The organism is uncultured Escherichia sp., from assembly GCF_948475835.1.
Taxonomy (GTDB): domain Bacteria; phylum Pseudomonadota; class Gammaproteobacteria; order Enterobacterales; family Enterobacteriaceae; genus ECMA0423.
The window spans coordinates 1-14,320 of the sequence record NZ_CAOLGM010000051.1; the positions used below are offsets into that span (position 1 = coordinate 1).

At 46.6% G+C, this 14,320-nt stretch carries 15 protein-coding genes; 10 read left to right on the plus strand and 5 right to left on the minus strand.

Annotated elements, in window-relative coordinates:
* Positions 1-69: 69 nt before the first annotated feature.
* The 8 genes from QZF50_RS11740 (at position 70) to panC (ending at position 8,368) form a co-directional block, all read left to right on the plus strand.
* Positions 70-810 (plus strand): fimbrial chaperone, encoded by a 741-nt coding sequence (locus tag QZF50_RS11740; RefSeq protein ID WP_061892089.1) that lies wholly within the window; start codon positions 70-72, stop codon positions 808-810.
* A gap of 34 nt (positions 811-844) precedes the next feature.
* Positions 845-3,445 carry a Yad fimbria usher protein HtrE gene (gene htrE / locus QZF50_RS11745; RefSeq protein ID WP_000153175.1) on the plus strand — a complete coding sequence of 867 codons (2,601 nt, stop codon included), beginning with the start codon at positions 845-847 and terminating at the stop codon, positions 3,443-3,445.
* Between the two features lie 16 nt (positions 3,446-3,461).
* On the plus strand, positions 3,462-4,031 hold the full coding sequence (locus QZF50_RS11750; RefSeq protein WP_000591057.1) for a fimbrial protein: 570 nt from the start codon (positions 3,462-3,464) through the stop codon (positions 4,029-4,031).
* Between the two features lie 14 nt (positions 4,032-4,045).
* Positions 4,046-4,648: a fimbrial-like protein YadL gene (gene yadL / locus QZF50_RS11755; protein ID WP_000143205.1), complete on the plus strand. Its 603-nt coding sequence runs from the start codon at positions 4,046-4,048 to the stop codon at positions 4,646-4,648.
* Between the two features lie 26 nt (positions 4,649-4,674).
* Positions 4,675-5,271, plus strand: a complete 597-nt coding sequence (locus QZF50_RS11760; RefSeq protein WP_000553764.1) for a fimbrial-like protein — start codon at positions 4,675-4,677, stop codon at positions 5,269-5,271.
* Complete coding sequence (locus tag QZF50_RS11765) at positions 5,255-6,598, plus strand: fimbrial-like adhesin (protein ID WP_267236632.1); 1,344 nt, start codon at positions 5,255-5,257, stop codon at positions 6,596-6,598. The genes QZF50_RS11760 and QZF50_RS11765 overlap by 17 nt, the downstream gene beginning before the upstream one ends.
* Positions 6,599-6,710: 112 nt before the next feature.
* Complete coding sequence (panB, locus tag QZF50_RS11770) at positions 6,711-7,505, plus strand: 3-methyl-2-oxobutanoate hydroxymethyltransferase (RefSeq protein WP_000805455.1); 795 nt, start codon at positions 6,711-6,713, stop codon at positions 7,503-7,505.
* Positions 7,506-7,516: 11 nt separating this feature from the next.
* Complete coding sequence (gene panC, locus QZF50_RS11775) at positions 7,517-8,368, plus strand: pantoate--beta-alanine ligase (protein ID WP_000905383.1); 852 nt, start codon at positions 7,517-7,519, stop codon at positions 8,366-8,368.
* A gap of 73 nt (positions 8,369-8,441) precedes the next feature.
* On the opposite strand, the gene rpnC is transcribed toward panC, so the two are convergent.
* Complete coding sequence (rpnC, locus tag QZF50_RS11780) at positions 8,442-9,344, minus strand: recombination-promoting nuclease RpnC (protein WP_001470987.1); 903 nt, start codon at positions 9,342-9,344, stop codon at positions 8,442-8,444.
* Positions 9,345-9,617: 273 nt separating this feature from the next.
* Here rpnC and panD point away from each other — a divergent pair, with 273 nt between their 5' ends.
* Positions 9,618-9,998 carry an aspartate 1-decarboxylase gene (gene panD, locus QZF50_RS11785; RefSeq protein WP_000621515.1) on the plus strand — a complete coding sequence of 127 codons (381 nt, stop codon included), beginning with the start codon at positions 9,618-9,620 and terminating at the stop codon, positions 9,996-9,998.
* Positions 9,999-10,001: 3 nt separating this feature from the next.
* Here panD and QZF50_RS11790 read toward each other — a convergent pair whose 3' ends face one another.
* From QZF50_RS11790 to QZF50_RS11805, 4 genes are all read right to left on the minus strand, one after another.
* Positions 10,002-11,231: a polysaccharide deacetylase family protein gene (locus tag QZF50_RS11790; protein WP_000277872.1), complete on the minus strand. Its 1,230-nt coding sequence runs from the start codon at positions 11,229-11,231 to the stop codon at positions 10,002-10,004.
* A gap of 63 nt (positions 11,232-11,294) precedes the next feature.
* Complete coding sequence (locus tag QZF50_RS11795) at positions 11,295-11,735, minus strand: PTS sugar transporter subunit IIA (protein ID WP_000901989.1); 441 nt, start codon at positions 11,733-11,735, stop codon at positions 11,295-11,297.
* A 104-nt stretch (positions 11,736-11,839) separates the two neighbouring features.
* Positions 11,840-12,610: an ABC transporter permease gene (locus QZF50_RS11800; protein WP_000972203.1), complete on the minus strand. Its 771-nt coding sequence runs from the start codon at positions 12,608-12,610 to the stop codon at positions 11,840-11,842.
* Positions 12,607-13,533 (minus strand): ABC transporter ATP-binding protein, encoded by a 927-nt coding sequence (locus QZF50_RS11805; RefSeq protein WP_000150637.1) that lies wholly within the window; start codon positions 13,531-13,533, stop codon positions 12,607-12,609. The genes QZF50_RS11800 and QZF50_RS11805 overlap by 4 nt, the downstream gene beginning before the upstream one ends.
* Before the next feature lie 108 nt (positions 13,534-13,641).
* On the opposite strand from QZF50_RS11805, the gene can reads away from it, so the two are divergent.
* On the plus strand, positions 13,642-14,304 hold the full coding sequence (gene can, locus QZF50_RS11810) for a carbonate dehydratase (protein ID WP_000651599.1): 663 nt from the start codon (positions 13,642-13,644) through the stop codon (positions 14,302-14,304).
* Positions 14,305-14,320 lie beyond the last annotated feature (16 nt).

A 14,320-nucleotide genomic window follows, 5' to 3' on the forward strand; every position in this document is an offset into this window, starting at 1 on the left:
GGGAATAGTGTTAATAATTTCTATTTTTATATTATTCCCTGTTTTAATTAACTCTGTCAGGGATGGTTTATGTTTTTTAACACCAAACATACAACAGCTTTATGCTTCGTAACCTGTATGGCTTATAGTTCATCGTCTATTGCGGACATTGTCATTTCGGGTACTCGCGTAATATATAAAAGCGATCAAAAAAGTGTCAACGTACGTCTGGAAAATAAAGGGAATAACCCGTTGCTTGTCCAGAGTTGGTTAGATACTGGCGATGACAACGCTGAGCCTGGCAGTATTACAGTCCCTTTTACTGCCACGCCGCCAGTATCGCGTATTGATGCCAAACGTGGGCAAACAATCAAATTAATGTACACAGCCAGCACCTCACTGCCTAAAGACAGAGAGAGCGTGTTCTGGTTTAACGTACTGGAAGTTCCACCAAAACCAGATGCAGAAAAGGTCGCGAATCAAAGTCTGCTGCAACTGGCATTTCGCACACGTATAAAACTTTTCTATCGCCCGGATGGATTGAAGGGAAATCCCTCTGAAGCCCCGTTAGCCCTGAAGTGGTTCTGGTCAGGTTCAGAAGGTAAGGCGTCATTGCGAGTGACCAATCCAACCCCTTACTACGTCTCTTTTAGCAGTGGTGATTTAGAAGCTAGCGGTAAACGCTATCCGATTGATGTGAAAATGATTGCACCATTTAGTGATGAGGTCATGAAAGTCACTGGCCTTAATGGCAAAGCAAGTTCTGCAAAAGTACATTTTTACGCCATTAATGATTTTGGTGGCGCCATTGAAGGTAATGCCAGTCTGTAATCAGGCAAGGATATAATTCCGCAGGAAGCATAACGTGACTATAAAACCAACTAAAAATTATCATAATCATCTGACCCGTATCGCTACGTTTTGCGCGCTGCTGTATTGCAATAGTGCTTTCTGTGCTGAACTTGTTGAATATGACCATACCTTCCTGATGGGGCAGAATGCCTCAAATATTGATCTCAGCCGGTATAGTGAAGGTAACCCTGCTATACCGGGTATGTACGACGTCAGTGTTTATGTCAACGATCAACCTATTATTAACCAAAGCATTACATTTATTGAAATTGAAGGAAAAAAAAACGCACAAGCCTGTATCACACTTAAGAATTTATTGCAGTTTCATATAAATTCTCCCGATATAAATAACGAAAAAGCCGTTCTGCTTGCCAGGGATGAAACACTCGGCAATTGCCTTAATTTGACGGAAATTATCCCTCAGGCTTCTGTTCGTTATGACGTTAACGAGCAACGTCTGGATATAGACGTTCCTCAGGCATGGGTAATGAAAAATTACCAAAACTATGTTGATCCATCGTTATGGGAAAATGGCATTAATGCGGCCATGTTGTCATACAACCTCAACGGATATCATAGTGAAACTCCTGGTCGAAGAAATGACAGCATTTATGCTGCTTTTAACGGTGGGATGAATTTAGGTGCATGGCGACTGCGTGCCTCAGGCAACTACAACTGGATGACCGATTCTGGCAGTAATTATGATTTTAAGAATCGGTATATACAGCGTGATATCGCCTCGCTGCGTTCTCAACTCATTCTTGGTGAGTCTTATACAACGGGCGAAACCTTTGATTCTGTCAGTATCCGCGGCATTCGTTTATACAGCGACAGCCGCATGTTGCCTCCGACATTAGCGAGTTTTGCGCCTATCATTCATGGCGTTGCTAATACCAACGCCAAAGTCACTATTACGCAAGGTGGCTATAAGATTTATGAAACGACTGTGCCGCCAGGCGCTTTCGTCATTGATGATCTGAGTCCGTCAGGTTACGGCAGCGATCTTATTGTTACTGTCGAAGAATCCGATGGCTCAAAGCGGACATTCTCGCAACCTTTTTCATCGGTCGTTCAAATGTTACGCCCTGGCGTTGGACGTTGGGATATTAGCGGCGGCCAGGTCTTAAAAGATGATATTCAGGATGAGCCTAATTTATTTCAGGCCAGCTACTACTACGGTCTGAATAACTATCTAACGGGTTATACTGGTATTCAGATTACCGATAATAACTATACCGCTGGTTTGTTAGGTCTTGGTCTGAATACTTCAGTCGGTGCATTTTCTTTCGATGTGACTCACTCCAATGTTCGTATACCGGATGATAAAACATATCAGGGACAAAGTTATCGTGTTTCCTGGAACAAGTTATTCGAAGAAACAAGTACTTCACTGAATATCGCGGCCTATCGCTATTCGACACAGAATTACCTTGGTCTTAATGATGCACTAACTCTAATTGATGAAGTGAAACATCCCGAACAAGATCTTGAACCGAAATCCATGCGTAATTACTCGCGCATGAAAAATCAGGTTACGGTCAGTATTAACCAACCGCTAAAATTTGAGAAAAAAGATTACGGTTCATTTTATCTTTCCGGAAGTTGGTCCGATTACTGGGCTTCCGGACAAAATCGTAGCAATTACTCTATTGGCTACAGTAACAGTGCATCCTGGGGCAGCTACAGTGTCAGTGCCCAGCGTTCATGGAATGAAGACGGCGACACTGACGATAGCGTTTATCTCAGTTTCACCATTCCTATTGAAAAATTACTTGGCACTGAACAACGGACTTCAGGTTTCCAGAGTATTGATACTCAAATGAGCAGTGACTTTAAGGGTAATAACCAACTCAACGTCAGTAGCAGTGGCTATAGTGATAACGCTCGCCTCAGTTATAGCGTAAATACTGGCTATACGATGAATAAAGCCAGCAAAGATTTGAGTTATGTTGGGGGTTATGCCAGCTATGAATCACCGTGGGGAACCCTGGCAGGTTCAGTTTCTGCAAATAGCGATAACAGTCGTCAAGTGTCTCTCAGCACCGACGGTGGTTTTGTATTGCATAGCGGCGGCCTGACCTTCAGTAATGACAGTTTTAGCGACTCCGATACACTGGCGGTAGTTCAGGCTCCAGGTGCTCAAGGAGCGCGAATAAATTATGGCAACAGTACTATCGATCGATGGGGTTATGGTGTCACCAGCGCTCTTTCTCCTTATCATGAAAACCGTATCGCGCTGGATATCAACGATCTTGAGAACGATGTTGAATTAAAAAGTACCAGTGCAGTAGCTGTACCGCGTCAGGGTTCAGTCGTCTTTGCTGATTTTGAAACCGTGCAAGGGCAATCAGCCATTATGAACATCACACGAAGTGATGGTAAAAATATTCCATTTGCTGCAGATATTTATGATGAGCAAGGCAATGTCATTGGTAATGTTGGACAGGGTGGACAAGCATTTGTTCGTGGCATTGAGCAGCAGGGAAATATCAGCATTAAATGGCTCGAAGAAAGTAAACCCGTAAGTTGTCTTGCGCATTATCAACAAAGTTCAGAAGCAGAAAAAATAGCGCAATCTATTATTCTGAATGGAATTCGGTGTCAGATTGAGTAACTACAAGGGACGTCAAATGATAAAAATAACGCCACATAAAATAGCGATACTGATGGGAATATTATTATCACCATCAGTATTTGCAACGGATATTAATGTAGAGTTTACAGCCACTGTCAAAGCGACAACCTGTAACATCACACTTACTGGTAATAACGTCACGAATGATGGCAATAATAACTACACATTGAGAATCCCTAAGATGGGTCTGGATAAGATCGCGAATAAAACGACAGAATCTCAGGCTGATTTTAAACTGGTTGCTAGTGGGTGCAGCAGTGGCATCAGTTGGATTGATACCACTCTGACCGGAAATGCATCATCAAGCTCACCTAAGCTTATTATACCGCAGTCTGGTGATTCATCTTCGACGACAAGTAATATCGGTATGGGTTTCAAAAAACGGACTACTGATGATGCCACTTTCCTTAAACCTAACAGTGCGGAAAAGATACGCTGGAGCACAGACGAGATGCAGCCCGATAAGGGTCTTGAAATGACCGTTGCGCTACGTGAAACAGATGCAGGGCAAGGCGTACCGGGGAATTTTCGTGCACTGGCAACGTTTAATTTCATCTATCAATAAGAAGGATAATTAAGATGACATTTAAAAATTTACGTTATGGATTATCCAGCAGTGTCGTTTTGGCTGCCTCATTGTTCAGCGTACCCTCTTATGCGGCAACAGACAGCATTGGGCTGACCGTGATTACTACCGTAGAAATAGGTACTTGTACTGCTACATTAGTAAATGACTCTGATCAGGACATTTCTGTTGTTGACTTTGGCGATGTATATATTTCTGAAATCAATGCCAAGACCAAAGTTAAAACATTCAAACTCAAATTCAAAGACTGTGCGGGTATCCCCAATAAAAAAGCACAAATAAAATTAACCAAGCGAGCCACATGCGAAGGTACTGCTAATGACGGTGCGGGGTTCGCAAATGGATCCACAGCCGCAGATAAAGCAAGTGCCGTCGCCGTTGAAGTCTGGAGCACCGAAACTCCGGCAACAGGGAGCGCAACACAATTTAGTTGTGTGACACCAGCATCTCAAGAGGTCACTATCTCCAATGCAGCCAACGCGGTTGTTTATTATCCGATGAGTGCTCGACTGGTCGTCGAAAAAAATAAAACCGTAAGCAATGTCACTGCGGGTAAATTTTCTGCACCTGCCACATTTACAGTAACCTATAACTAACAGACTGACAGATCCAGGAACTATATATGCATCCCACTCAACGTAAGCTGATGAAGAGAATAATTCTGTTTCTGTCACTACAGTTTCCCATTACCTATCCAGCCATCGCTGGGCAGGATATTGACCTTGTTGCCAATGTAAAAAACAGCACTTGCAAAAGCGGAATCAGTAACCAGGGTAATATTGATCTTGGCGTCGTTGGGGTGGGATATTTTTCAGATAATGTTACTCCTGAAAGCTATCAACCAGGTGGAAAAGAGTTCACTGTCACAGTATCAGACTGTGCATTACAGGGAACTGGCGATGTGCTTAATCAGTTACATATTGATTTTAGAGCCCTTAGCGGTGTCATGGCTGCAGGTTCAAGGCAAATATTTGCCAATGAAGTCGCAACCGGGGCTAAAAATGTCGGTGTCGTTCTCTTTTCCATTCAGGACCCGACCAATATATTCAATGTTATTAGTTCAGCAGGAAATTCTCGTTCCGTGTATCCAGTAATGACTTCTGCCCTGCATAATTCTTCATGGAAATTTTATGCCAGAATGCAAAAAATCGATCCCGCGCTGGATGTCATATCTGGCCAGGTAATGAGTCATATATTAGTTGATGTGTACTACGAATAATAGATCAAAACAAATAACTGCGACTGTTACAGCAGTAGATGGTGGAGTGATAATGAAGAAATTCTTCAGACATTTTCTTTTTTTAATTCTGTGCTTGAGTTGTTATACCGCGAGTGCTGGCACTGATGATAACGTAGGATATATTGTTGGGAATAGTTACGGCGTTGGTCCGTCAGATCAAAAATGGAGAGAAACGGGGCCGAATGGCGATGCTACTGTCATATTCAGATATGCAACAAGTACAAATAATTTAGTTTTCTACAAACCGACGCAGCTTGGACCTACAGGTGTAAAATTACAGTGGAGTCAGTTAGATACCGCTTCTGGTGGTGGTTTTCTTTATTGCAACAGAAGTGATAGCACAAGTGGTAGCGCAATGCGTATTGAAAATGCAATGGTTGACTCAGGTAAAATGTATGGCTCCCATAAATTATTTAATACATCAGTTCCTGGTTTGTATTACACATTATTAATTTCAAACATGTGGTCAGCTTACGGTACCGTAACTAACGTTAGTTCACCTGGGATATACATTGGTGACTCTGCAGAACAATATTTTTCGTGGTATAATCCAAGCGAAGACGTGTTATATTGGAGTTGCAATAATGCGAATAGCACCCGTAAATACTGGGCTGTAGGTGGTATTTATCAGACCCTTACAATTGAATTCTATACAGATACAAACTTTGATCCAACAGTAACTCAACAGATCAAATTATCCAGCTCATCAAATTATCTGTATTCATTTAAAGCCTATGGCGCAGGCCAAGGTATAAATGAGCATAGTTATTTTATCAAAATCGATTTCGATCTGCTCAATGTCAAGTTGACTAATCCCACTTGTTTTACCGCTATGCTTAGTGGAACTTCTGTGACTGGTTCTACGGTAAAAATGGGTGAATATAGTGCAGAACAAATCAGAAACGGTGCCACACCGGTTCCTTTTGATATTTCACTTCAAAACTGCGTTCGTGTGACTAATATTGAGACAAAATTAGTTTCAACAAAGGTTGGTACTGAAAACGGGCAACTCCTTGGTAATACTCTCACAGGTAATGACGCAGCAAAAGGAGTCGGTGTACTCATAGAAGGTTTAGCAACTAGTAAAAATCCTCTAATGACATTGAAACCTAATGATTCAAATTCTGTTTATAAAGATTACGACCCGAGAGGCAAAGACGATACAATAGGAGGAGTTTACCCGGATCAAGATACAGGTATAACATACCCTCTCCATTTCCAGGCCACGCTACAACAGGATGGAACTATACCAATAGAAGCTGGTGAGTTTAAAGCCACCAGTACTTTCCAGGTAACCTACCCTTAATAAGTCCACCGCACCGCCATCATCTGGCGGTGCGGTAATTGATAAATCATTGCCCCCACCAATGTGACTGATAAAATGCCAGGCAACACGACATCATTTATCAGGACACGTTATGAAACCGACCACCATTGCTTCACTTCAGAAATGTAAGCAGGATAAAAAGCGTTTCGCGACCATCACCGCTTACGACTACAGCTTCGCGAAACTATTTGCTGATGAAGGACTTAACGTCATGCTGGTAGGCGATTCGCTGGGCATGACGGTTCAGGGCCACGACTCCACCCTTCCCGTTACCGTCGAGGATATCGCCTATCATACCGCCGCCGTACGTCGCGGCGCGCCAAACTGCCTGCTGTTGGCTGACCTGCCGTTTATGGCGTATGCCACGCCGGAACAAGCCTTTGAAAACGCCGCAACGGTTATGCGTGCCGGTGCCAATATGGTCAAAATTGAGGGCGGTGAGTGGCTGGTCGAAACCGTAAAAATGCTGACCGAACGTGCCGTTCCTGTATGTGGTCACTTAGGTTTAACCCCACAGTCAGTGAATATTTTCGGTGGCTACAAAGTTCAGGGGCGCGGCGATGAAGCGGGCGATCAACTGCTCAGCGATGCATTAGCCTTAGAAGCCGCTGGGGCACAGCTGCTGGTGCTGGAATGCGTGCCGGTTGAACTGGCAAAACGTATTACCGAAGCACTGGCGATCCCGGTTATTGGCATTGGCGCAGGCAACGTCACTGACGGGCAGATCCTCGTGATGCACGACGCCTTCGGCATTACCGGCGGTCACATTCCTAAATTCGCTAAAAATTTCCTCGCCGAAACGGGCGACATCCGCGCGGCTGTGCGGCAGTATATGGCTGAAGTGGAGTCCGGCGTTTATCCGGGCGAAGAACACAGTTTCCATTAAGGAGTCACGTTGTGTTAATTATCGAAACCCTGCCGCTGCTGCGTCAGCAAATTCGCCGCCTGCGTATGGAAGGCAAGCGCGTGGCGCTGGTGCCTACTATGGGTAATCTGCACGATGGCCATATGAAGCTGGTCGACGAAGCCAAAGCCCGCGCCGATGTGGTCGTCGTCAGTATTTTCGTTAACCCGATGCAGTTCGACCGCCCGGAAGATCTGGCACGTTATCCACGGACCTTGCAGGAGGACTGCGAGAAGCTAAACAAACGTAAAGTGGATTTAGTTTTCGCCCCTTCGGTAAAAGAGATCTACCCGAACGGTACTGAAACCCATACTTACGTTGACGTTCCCGGGCTTTCGACCATGCTGGAAGGCGCGAGCCGTCCGGGGCATTTTCGCGGCGTTTCGACTATCGTCAGCAAGCTGTTTAACCTGGTCCAGCCGGACATCGCCTGCTTCGGTGAAAAGGACTTTCAGCAACTGGCGCTGATCCGCAAAATGGTTGCCGATATGGGCTTCGATATTGAGATTGTCGGTGTGCCAATTATGCGCGCCAAAGACGGTCTGGCGCTAAGTTCCCGTAACGGTTATCTGACGGCGGAACAACGCAAAATTGCGCCTGGTCTGTACAAAGTTTTAAGTTCGATTGCTGACAAATTGCAGGCTGGGGAACGGGATCTCGATGAAATTATTACCATTGCGGGGCAAGAACTGAATGAAAAAGGCTTCCGCGCCGATGATATTCAGATTCGCGATGCCGACACATTGCTGGAAGTTTCTGAAACCAGCAAACGGGCAGTAATTCTGGTAGCCGCCTGGCTTGGCGATGCTCGCCTGATCGACAACAAAATGGTCGAGCTGGCGTAATACTTAACTGGCGCTACGGCTGATGGCGCCAGTTATTAATTTACCCCACGTCATCTGTCATAACACAGGTAACTTAAATAAGGTTAATTACCTTATCAATCTCAGCAAGAGATAAATTTGTCATCTCTGCAACGTCTTCCCGAGACATTCCTTTACTTAGAAGACGCAGGGCGAATTCTTGCCTTTCCTCCTGTCTTCCCTGCTGAATCCCCTTCTCAATTCCCTTCTCTTCAAACCACTGCGCCAGCGTCATCATAGACTCCCCTCCCGTTTCCCTGTCTCTCAGCACACCATAAAACAAATCCGCTTGTTCAGTATGACCGCGTTGCAGCATATAGTTTTGCATGGCAACTAACTGACTTCCGCTAGTGTACCCTTCGTCAATCAGCGTGACCAGTTGCTCCAGCAATAACATTAAGTCGCGCTGGCGAATATGTTTTTGCAGTAGTTCGAGAATCGCAATCCGCCGATGTTGCATGATTTCGTCATCCGGTGTGATGGTGATATCCACCAGCGGGAAAGGACTGTTATAGACGCGTCGCGCCAGCTCCGGCGAGTAAAACATATCAAACCAGCACATTGAGAGTGGATAAGGTGTGGTCTCGCCCTGATAAAACAGAATCGGCACCACCAGCGGCAGCTTATCGTGATCCGCCTCCAGATGCCGGTGCATAGCAGCAATAGAATAACGCATCATGCGAAACGCCATTTTCTTATCCGGCTTGCTTTGGTGTTCAATCACAACATGCAGATAACCGGGATTGCCCTGCATTTGCACGGAATAGAGCACGTCCGTGCTGTGTCCTTTCAGGCTCTCTTCAATGAAACTCCCCGACTCTAAATGAAGCGTGTTGAGGTCACAAAGTTCTCGTAATTCCACTGGCAAATGTATCTCCAGAAAGTCGCGAGCCGTCTCCGCGTGCATTAAAAATTGTTTAAACACTGCATCATGCGGTGTGGTACTCGGTGCATCCATCTTCCCTGTCTTCCGTGTTGTCTTGCGTGAAGGCAGTATCCAGTCAAGGCGCGCCGTCGTCAGCCGCCTCTTTAGTGTTTACCGAGCAGCGTTCAGAGAAATTTCAATTCGTTACAGGCGATACATGGCACGCTTCGGCGCGGTACGCAAACTGCTGACGCAAATGCCATCAGATGAGTAGACACTCATCAAAAATCGGGCAATACTGCGTGAGAATTTCCTCAAAGCAGGCACCGCCTGCTTCGTTAACGACAGGGTAGAAAGGTAGAAGTTATGATTCGCACGATGCTGCAGGGCAAACTCCACCGCGTGAAAGTGACTCATGCGGACCTGCACTATGAAGGTTCTTGCGCCATTGACCAGGATTTTCTTGACGCAGCCGGTATTCTCGAAAACGAAGCCATCGATATCTGGAATGTCACCAACGGCAAGCGTTTCTCCACTTATGCCATCGCGGCAGAACGCGGTTCGAGAATTATTTCTGTTAACGGTGCGGCGGCCCACTGCGCCAGCGTCGGCGATATTGTCATCATCGCCAGCTTCGTTACCATGCCAGATGAAGAAGCTCGCACCTGGCGACCCAATGTCGCCTATTTTGAAGGCGACAATGAAATGAAACGTACCGCGAAAGCGATTCCGGTACAGGTTGCTTGATTGTTATCCCTGCGGCTGGTTACTCACCAGCCGCGACATCGTCTCCAGCGAATCCGTTCTTAAGATATAAAGTCGTTTTAGTAACAACGGATTATCCCCCGGTTTTACTTTGCCTTTCATGGTTGTCACCGCCAGGTGAAATCCGGCATCGTTTGCTGCCTTCACGGCTTTGTCATTAAATCCGCCAAACGGATACGAAAGATACCAGACATGCGGATTAAATTGCGCCAGAGCGCGGCGTGAACGTGCAAAATCAAACAGAATATTGTGCTCACTACGGCTCAGTAATATGGGTCGGCGATAGCCATCCACCCGATGCAAAAAATGGGTATGTGACTGAAAATCAAAAACATCGCGAATTTCGTTAAGCTCAGAAACGCTCATAAATTGCAGCGATTTTGGGTTCCACTTCTGCGGGTGACGTTTGATGCGCGAGGTAACAACAAACGCCGTCGCCTTCATGCCATATTGTTTCAATACAGGATACGCATAGCGGCTCACCGACTTGAGGCCATCATCAAAGGTAATCACCACCGCTCGCGCAGGGAGATTGATCTTATTCTTCACGTAACCTTCCAGCTGCGCCATGCTCAGTGTCGCGTATCCCCTGTCGCGCAGCCAGGCCATCTGGTTATTGAAAGCGCGTACCGAGGTGGTCGTCGAAGTATGGCGAAAACGGGTGTTTTCTTCATCGCGCAGAATATGGTGATAGGTTAGCACCGGCAGGCCATTATCGGGTTGGGCATCCAGCGCGCTGATATAGGCGAGTCGATCGCCAATACGGATCTGATACCAGGTTTGATTTAACCTGTCTTTCAGTTTATGCAAAATCGGGTAGCGCAAATTGTCCGCCAGTACCCCAAATGGCGCACTGCCCGCACTCGGCGCGTTATAGACCGGCGTATCTTTCCAGGTAATTAAGTTCTGATTACTCAGCGGCTTGTTGAGGTCACCCAAACCGTCTTCAACTTTTTGTCGCCCCTGAACTGGCTCGAGATGCCCTTTATCGATAAACCCTTTACCAAAGCCAAAATTAAATGCGTAATAACTTGCGGCAGTGGGCTCCACGGCAATGATTTGCCCGGCCCGAATATTCCCCACGGTCACCATCTTGTCGCCAATTTGCGCCCAGATCGCAGCATTTTCGATGGTTTGCATATAACGGGCAGGTAACGCGGCACTGACACTTGCGGTAAACAGCATCAGCAGGAGAATAACAGCTTGTTTGTACATGAAAAAATAACCGAGGGTGAAACAACGCTTTTATTGTAGCAAAAGCGCTATAAGAATCGTGGGTTAATACTCATACAAATTATGTTTGAGGACGAAAGGCGGATTTTTTTGTTGTTGGTGCCAAAGACTACTCACCTCCGGCCCACCCAGTTCGACAATACGCTCGCGAAACTCTGAACTGGTCATGGTTTCACGGCAAGCCATCATCTGTTCAATTAACGGTAACGTGACACCAGAAATCACTTCGCAACGGGAGTGTTTGTGGCTTAATAATGAAGCCACGCGGTACGGTGGCGCTCCGGCTATATCGGTTAAGAAGATGACACCCTCACCAGAGTCCGCTTCATGCAGAGCATCGCACATCATGCGGCTGAGCATATTAGAGCTTAACCCACGCCAGAAATTCACGGCCCGGCACTGAAGAAGCGCCCCATGTTTTTTCTCCAGCGCATCCAGTATCTCTTGCGCCCGGTCATCGTGACAGGTAATTACCCAACCTAACATCGCCTTCCTCCTTAGCCGAAAATCAGTCTACCCTGACCATTGTTGATAAAGGGTGATAGCCGTCAAAACTCCTCTCCCCCAAATCCAGAGGAGAGGAAATAGCCTTAGCTACGCAAACCACGTCCACGTTGGATCAGCGACCAACAGATCAAATAAAACGCCACAATAAAGACCACCAGTACGCCAAAGGTAGTGACCAGCGGAACATCATTGATACCGAGGAAGCCGTAACGGAAACCACTGATCATATAAACGATTGGGTTCAGGTGCGACAGCCCTTGCCAGAACGGCGGCAACAAAGTCAGTGAGTAAAAGACCCCACCCAAATACGTGAGTGGCGTTAACACAAAGGTTGGCACCAGGCTGATGTCATCGAACGTTTTGGCAAACACACCGTTCAGCAAACCCGCAAGGGAGAACAACACCGCCGTGAGCACCAGGGTTAAGGCAACGAATACCCACGAATGCACCTGAAACGGCACAAAAAACAGTGAAATTGCCGTCACCAGAATGCCAACAAACAGACCACGCGCCACGCCACCGCCGACATATCCGGCAATAATGACGTGAGTCGGAACCGGCGCTACCAGCAGCTCTTCAATATTACGCTGGAACTTGGCACCAAAAAATGATGACGCAACGTTGGCGTAGGCATTGGTGATCACCGACATCATGATCAGCCCCGGTACGATGAACTGCATATAGCTGAAGCCATGCATATCGCCAATACGCGAACCAATCAGGTTACCGAAGATAATAAAGTAAAGGGTCATGGTGATGACTGGCGGCACCAGCGTCTGCACCCAGATACGCATAAAGCGATGGATCTCTTTCGCCCAGATGCTTTTTAGCGCCACCCAGTAAAGATGCATCATGCGCGATCTCCTTGTTTTTCATTAACCAGTGAAACAAACAGCTCTTCCAGACGGTTAGCTTTGTTACGCATACTTAATACCTGAATGCCCTGCTCACTTAACTGCGTAAATACGCTGTTGATCCCCTGCTCACGCAGCACTTCAACTTCCAGCGTCGCGGTATCGACCAGTCGATACTGATAGCCATCGAGCTTCGGTAACGGACTTTTCGGTGCGAGATCGAGAATAAAGGTTTCCGATTTCAGCTTCGCCAGCAGCGCCTTCATCGAGGTATTTTCCACCAGCTCACCGTGTTGAATAATGCCGATATTGCGGCACAGCATTTCTGCTTCTTCCAGGTAGTGTGTGGTGAGAATGATGGTGGTGCCTTTGTCGTTTAAATCCTTCAAAAAGCCCCACATTGAGCGGCGAAGTTCAATATCCACGCCTGCGGTCGGTTCGTCGAGAATCAGTAGTTTAGGTTCATGCATTAACGCACGGGCAATCATTAAACGGCGCTTCATCCCGCCAGATAACATACGCGCACGTTCGTTGCGTTTTCCCCATAGATCGAGTTGTTTAAGATATTTTTCGCTGCGGATGTACGCCTCTTTGCGCTCCACACCGTAGTACCCTGCCTGATTTACCACAATTTGCTGCACGGTTTCAAACGGGTTGAAGTTAAATTCCTGCGGCACCAGTCCCAACTGACGTTTAGCGTTCACGACATCTTTCTCGAGATCGTAACCAAATACGCTGACCCGCCCGGAGGTTTTATTTACCAGAGAGCTGATAATACCGATAGTGGTCGATTTCCCGGCCCCGTTCGGCCCGAGAAGCGCATAAAAATCACCCGCTTCGACCTGCAAATCTATTCCACGAAGCGCCTGAACGCCGCCTGGATAAGTTTTTTTAAGCTGTTGAAGTTCCAGTGCAATGGTCATAAATTTTTACTTACCTTACGTTCTTACACTTTATCTGTGGTTTAAATCGTCCCGGAGTTGCCCTATATTAGCCAAACGTAATTATTTGGTTACAGGTCGTTAACCTCCATGAAAGACATAGATACACTCATCAGCAACAATGCACTATGGTCAAAAATGCTGGTGGAAGAGGATCCCGGGTTTTTTGAGAAACTGGCACAAGCGCAAAAACCGCGCTTTCTATGGATTGGATGTTCCGACAGTCGCGTTCCTGCAGAACGTTTAACCGGTCTTGAGCCGGGCGAACTCTTTGTTCACCGTAATGTTGCTAACCTGGTCATTCACACCGACCTGAACTGCCTTTCCGTGGTTCAGTATGCAGTGGATGTACTCGAAGTTGAACACATTATTATCTGTGGCCACTACGGTTGCGGCGGCGTACAAGCCGCAGTTGAAAACCCGGAACTGGGGCTTATCAACAACTGGCTGCTGCATATCCGCGATATCTGGTTCAAACATAGCTCATTGCTCGGCGAAATGCCGCAAGAGCGCCGTCTGGATACCTTGTGTGAACTGAACGTCATGGAACAGGTTTATAACCTGGGCCACTCCACCATTATGCAATCAGCGTGGAAACGCGGGCAGAAAGTTACCATTCACGGCTGGGCCTACGGCATTCACGACGGCTTGCTGCGTGATCTGGATGTCACAGCGACCAACCGCGAAACCCTTGAGCAACGTTACCGTCACGGGATTTCCAACCTCAAGCTGAAACACGCCAACCACAAATAAAAATGCCATGCCGGAT

What these genes read in the sequence shown, in the direction of transcription:
- QZF50_RS11740 (WP_061892089.1), top strand. Translation starts at nt 70, where the DNA reads ATGTTTTTTAACACCAAACATACAACAGCTTTATGCTTCGTAACCTGT.
- QZF50_RS11750 (WP_000591057.1), top strand. Translation starts at nt 3,462, where the DNA reads ATGATAAAAATAACGCCACATAAAATAGCGATACTGATGGGAATATTA.
- yadL (WP_000143205.1), top strand. Translation starts at nt 4,046, where the DNA reads ATGACATTTAAAAATTTACGTTATGGATTATCCAGCAGTGTCGTTTTG.
- QZF50_RS11760 (WP_000553764.1), top strand. Translation starts at nt 4,675, where the DNA reads ATGCATCCCACTCAACGTAAGCTGATGAAGAGAATAATTCTGTTTCTG.
- QZF50_RS11765 (WP_267236632.1), top strand. Translation starts at nt 5,255, where the DNA reads ATGTGTACTACGAATAATAGATCAAAACAAATAACTGCGACTGTTACA.
- panB (WP_000805455.1), top strand. Translation starts at nt 6,711, where the DNA reads ATGAAACCGACCACCATTGCTTCACTTCAGAAATGTAAGCAGGATAAA.
- rpnC (WP_001470987.1), bottom strand. Translation starts at nt 9,344, where the DNA reads ATGGATGCACCGAGTACCACACCGCATGATGCAGTGTTTAAACAATTT.
- panD (WP_000621515.1), top strand. Translation starts at nt 9,618, where the DNA reads ATGATTCGCACGATGCTGCAGGGCAAACTCCACCGCGTGAAAGTGACT.
- QZF50_RS11790 (WP_000277872.1), bottom strand. Translation starts at nt 11,231, where the DNA reads ATGTACAAACAAGCTGTTATTCTCCTGCTGATGCTGTTTACCGCAAGT.
- QZF50_RS11795 (WP_000901989.1), bottom strand. Translation starts at nt 11,735, where the DNA reads ATGTTAGGTTGGGTAATTACCTGTCACGATGACCGGGCGCAAGAGATA.
- QZF50_RS11800 (WP_000972203.1), bottom strand. Translation starts at nt 12,610, where the DNA reads ATGATGCATCTTTACTGGGTGGCGCTAAAAAGCATCTGGGCGAAAGAG.
- QZF50_RS11805 (WP_000150637.1), bottom strand. Translation starts at nt 13,533, where the DNA reads ATGACCATTGCACTGGAACTTCAACAGCTTAAAAAAACTTATCCAGGC.
- can (WP_000651599.1), top strand. Translation starts at nt 13,642, where the DNA reads ATGAAAGACATAGATACACTCATCAGCAACAATGCACTATGGTCAAAA.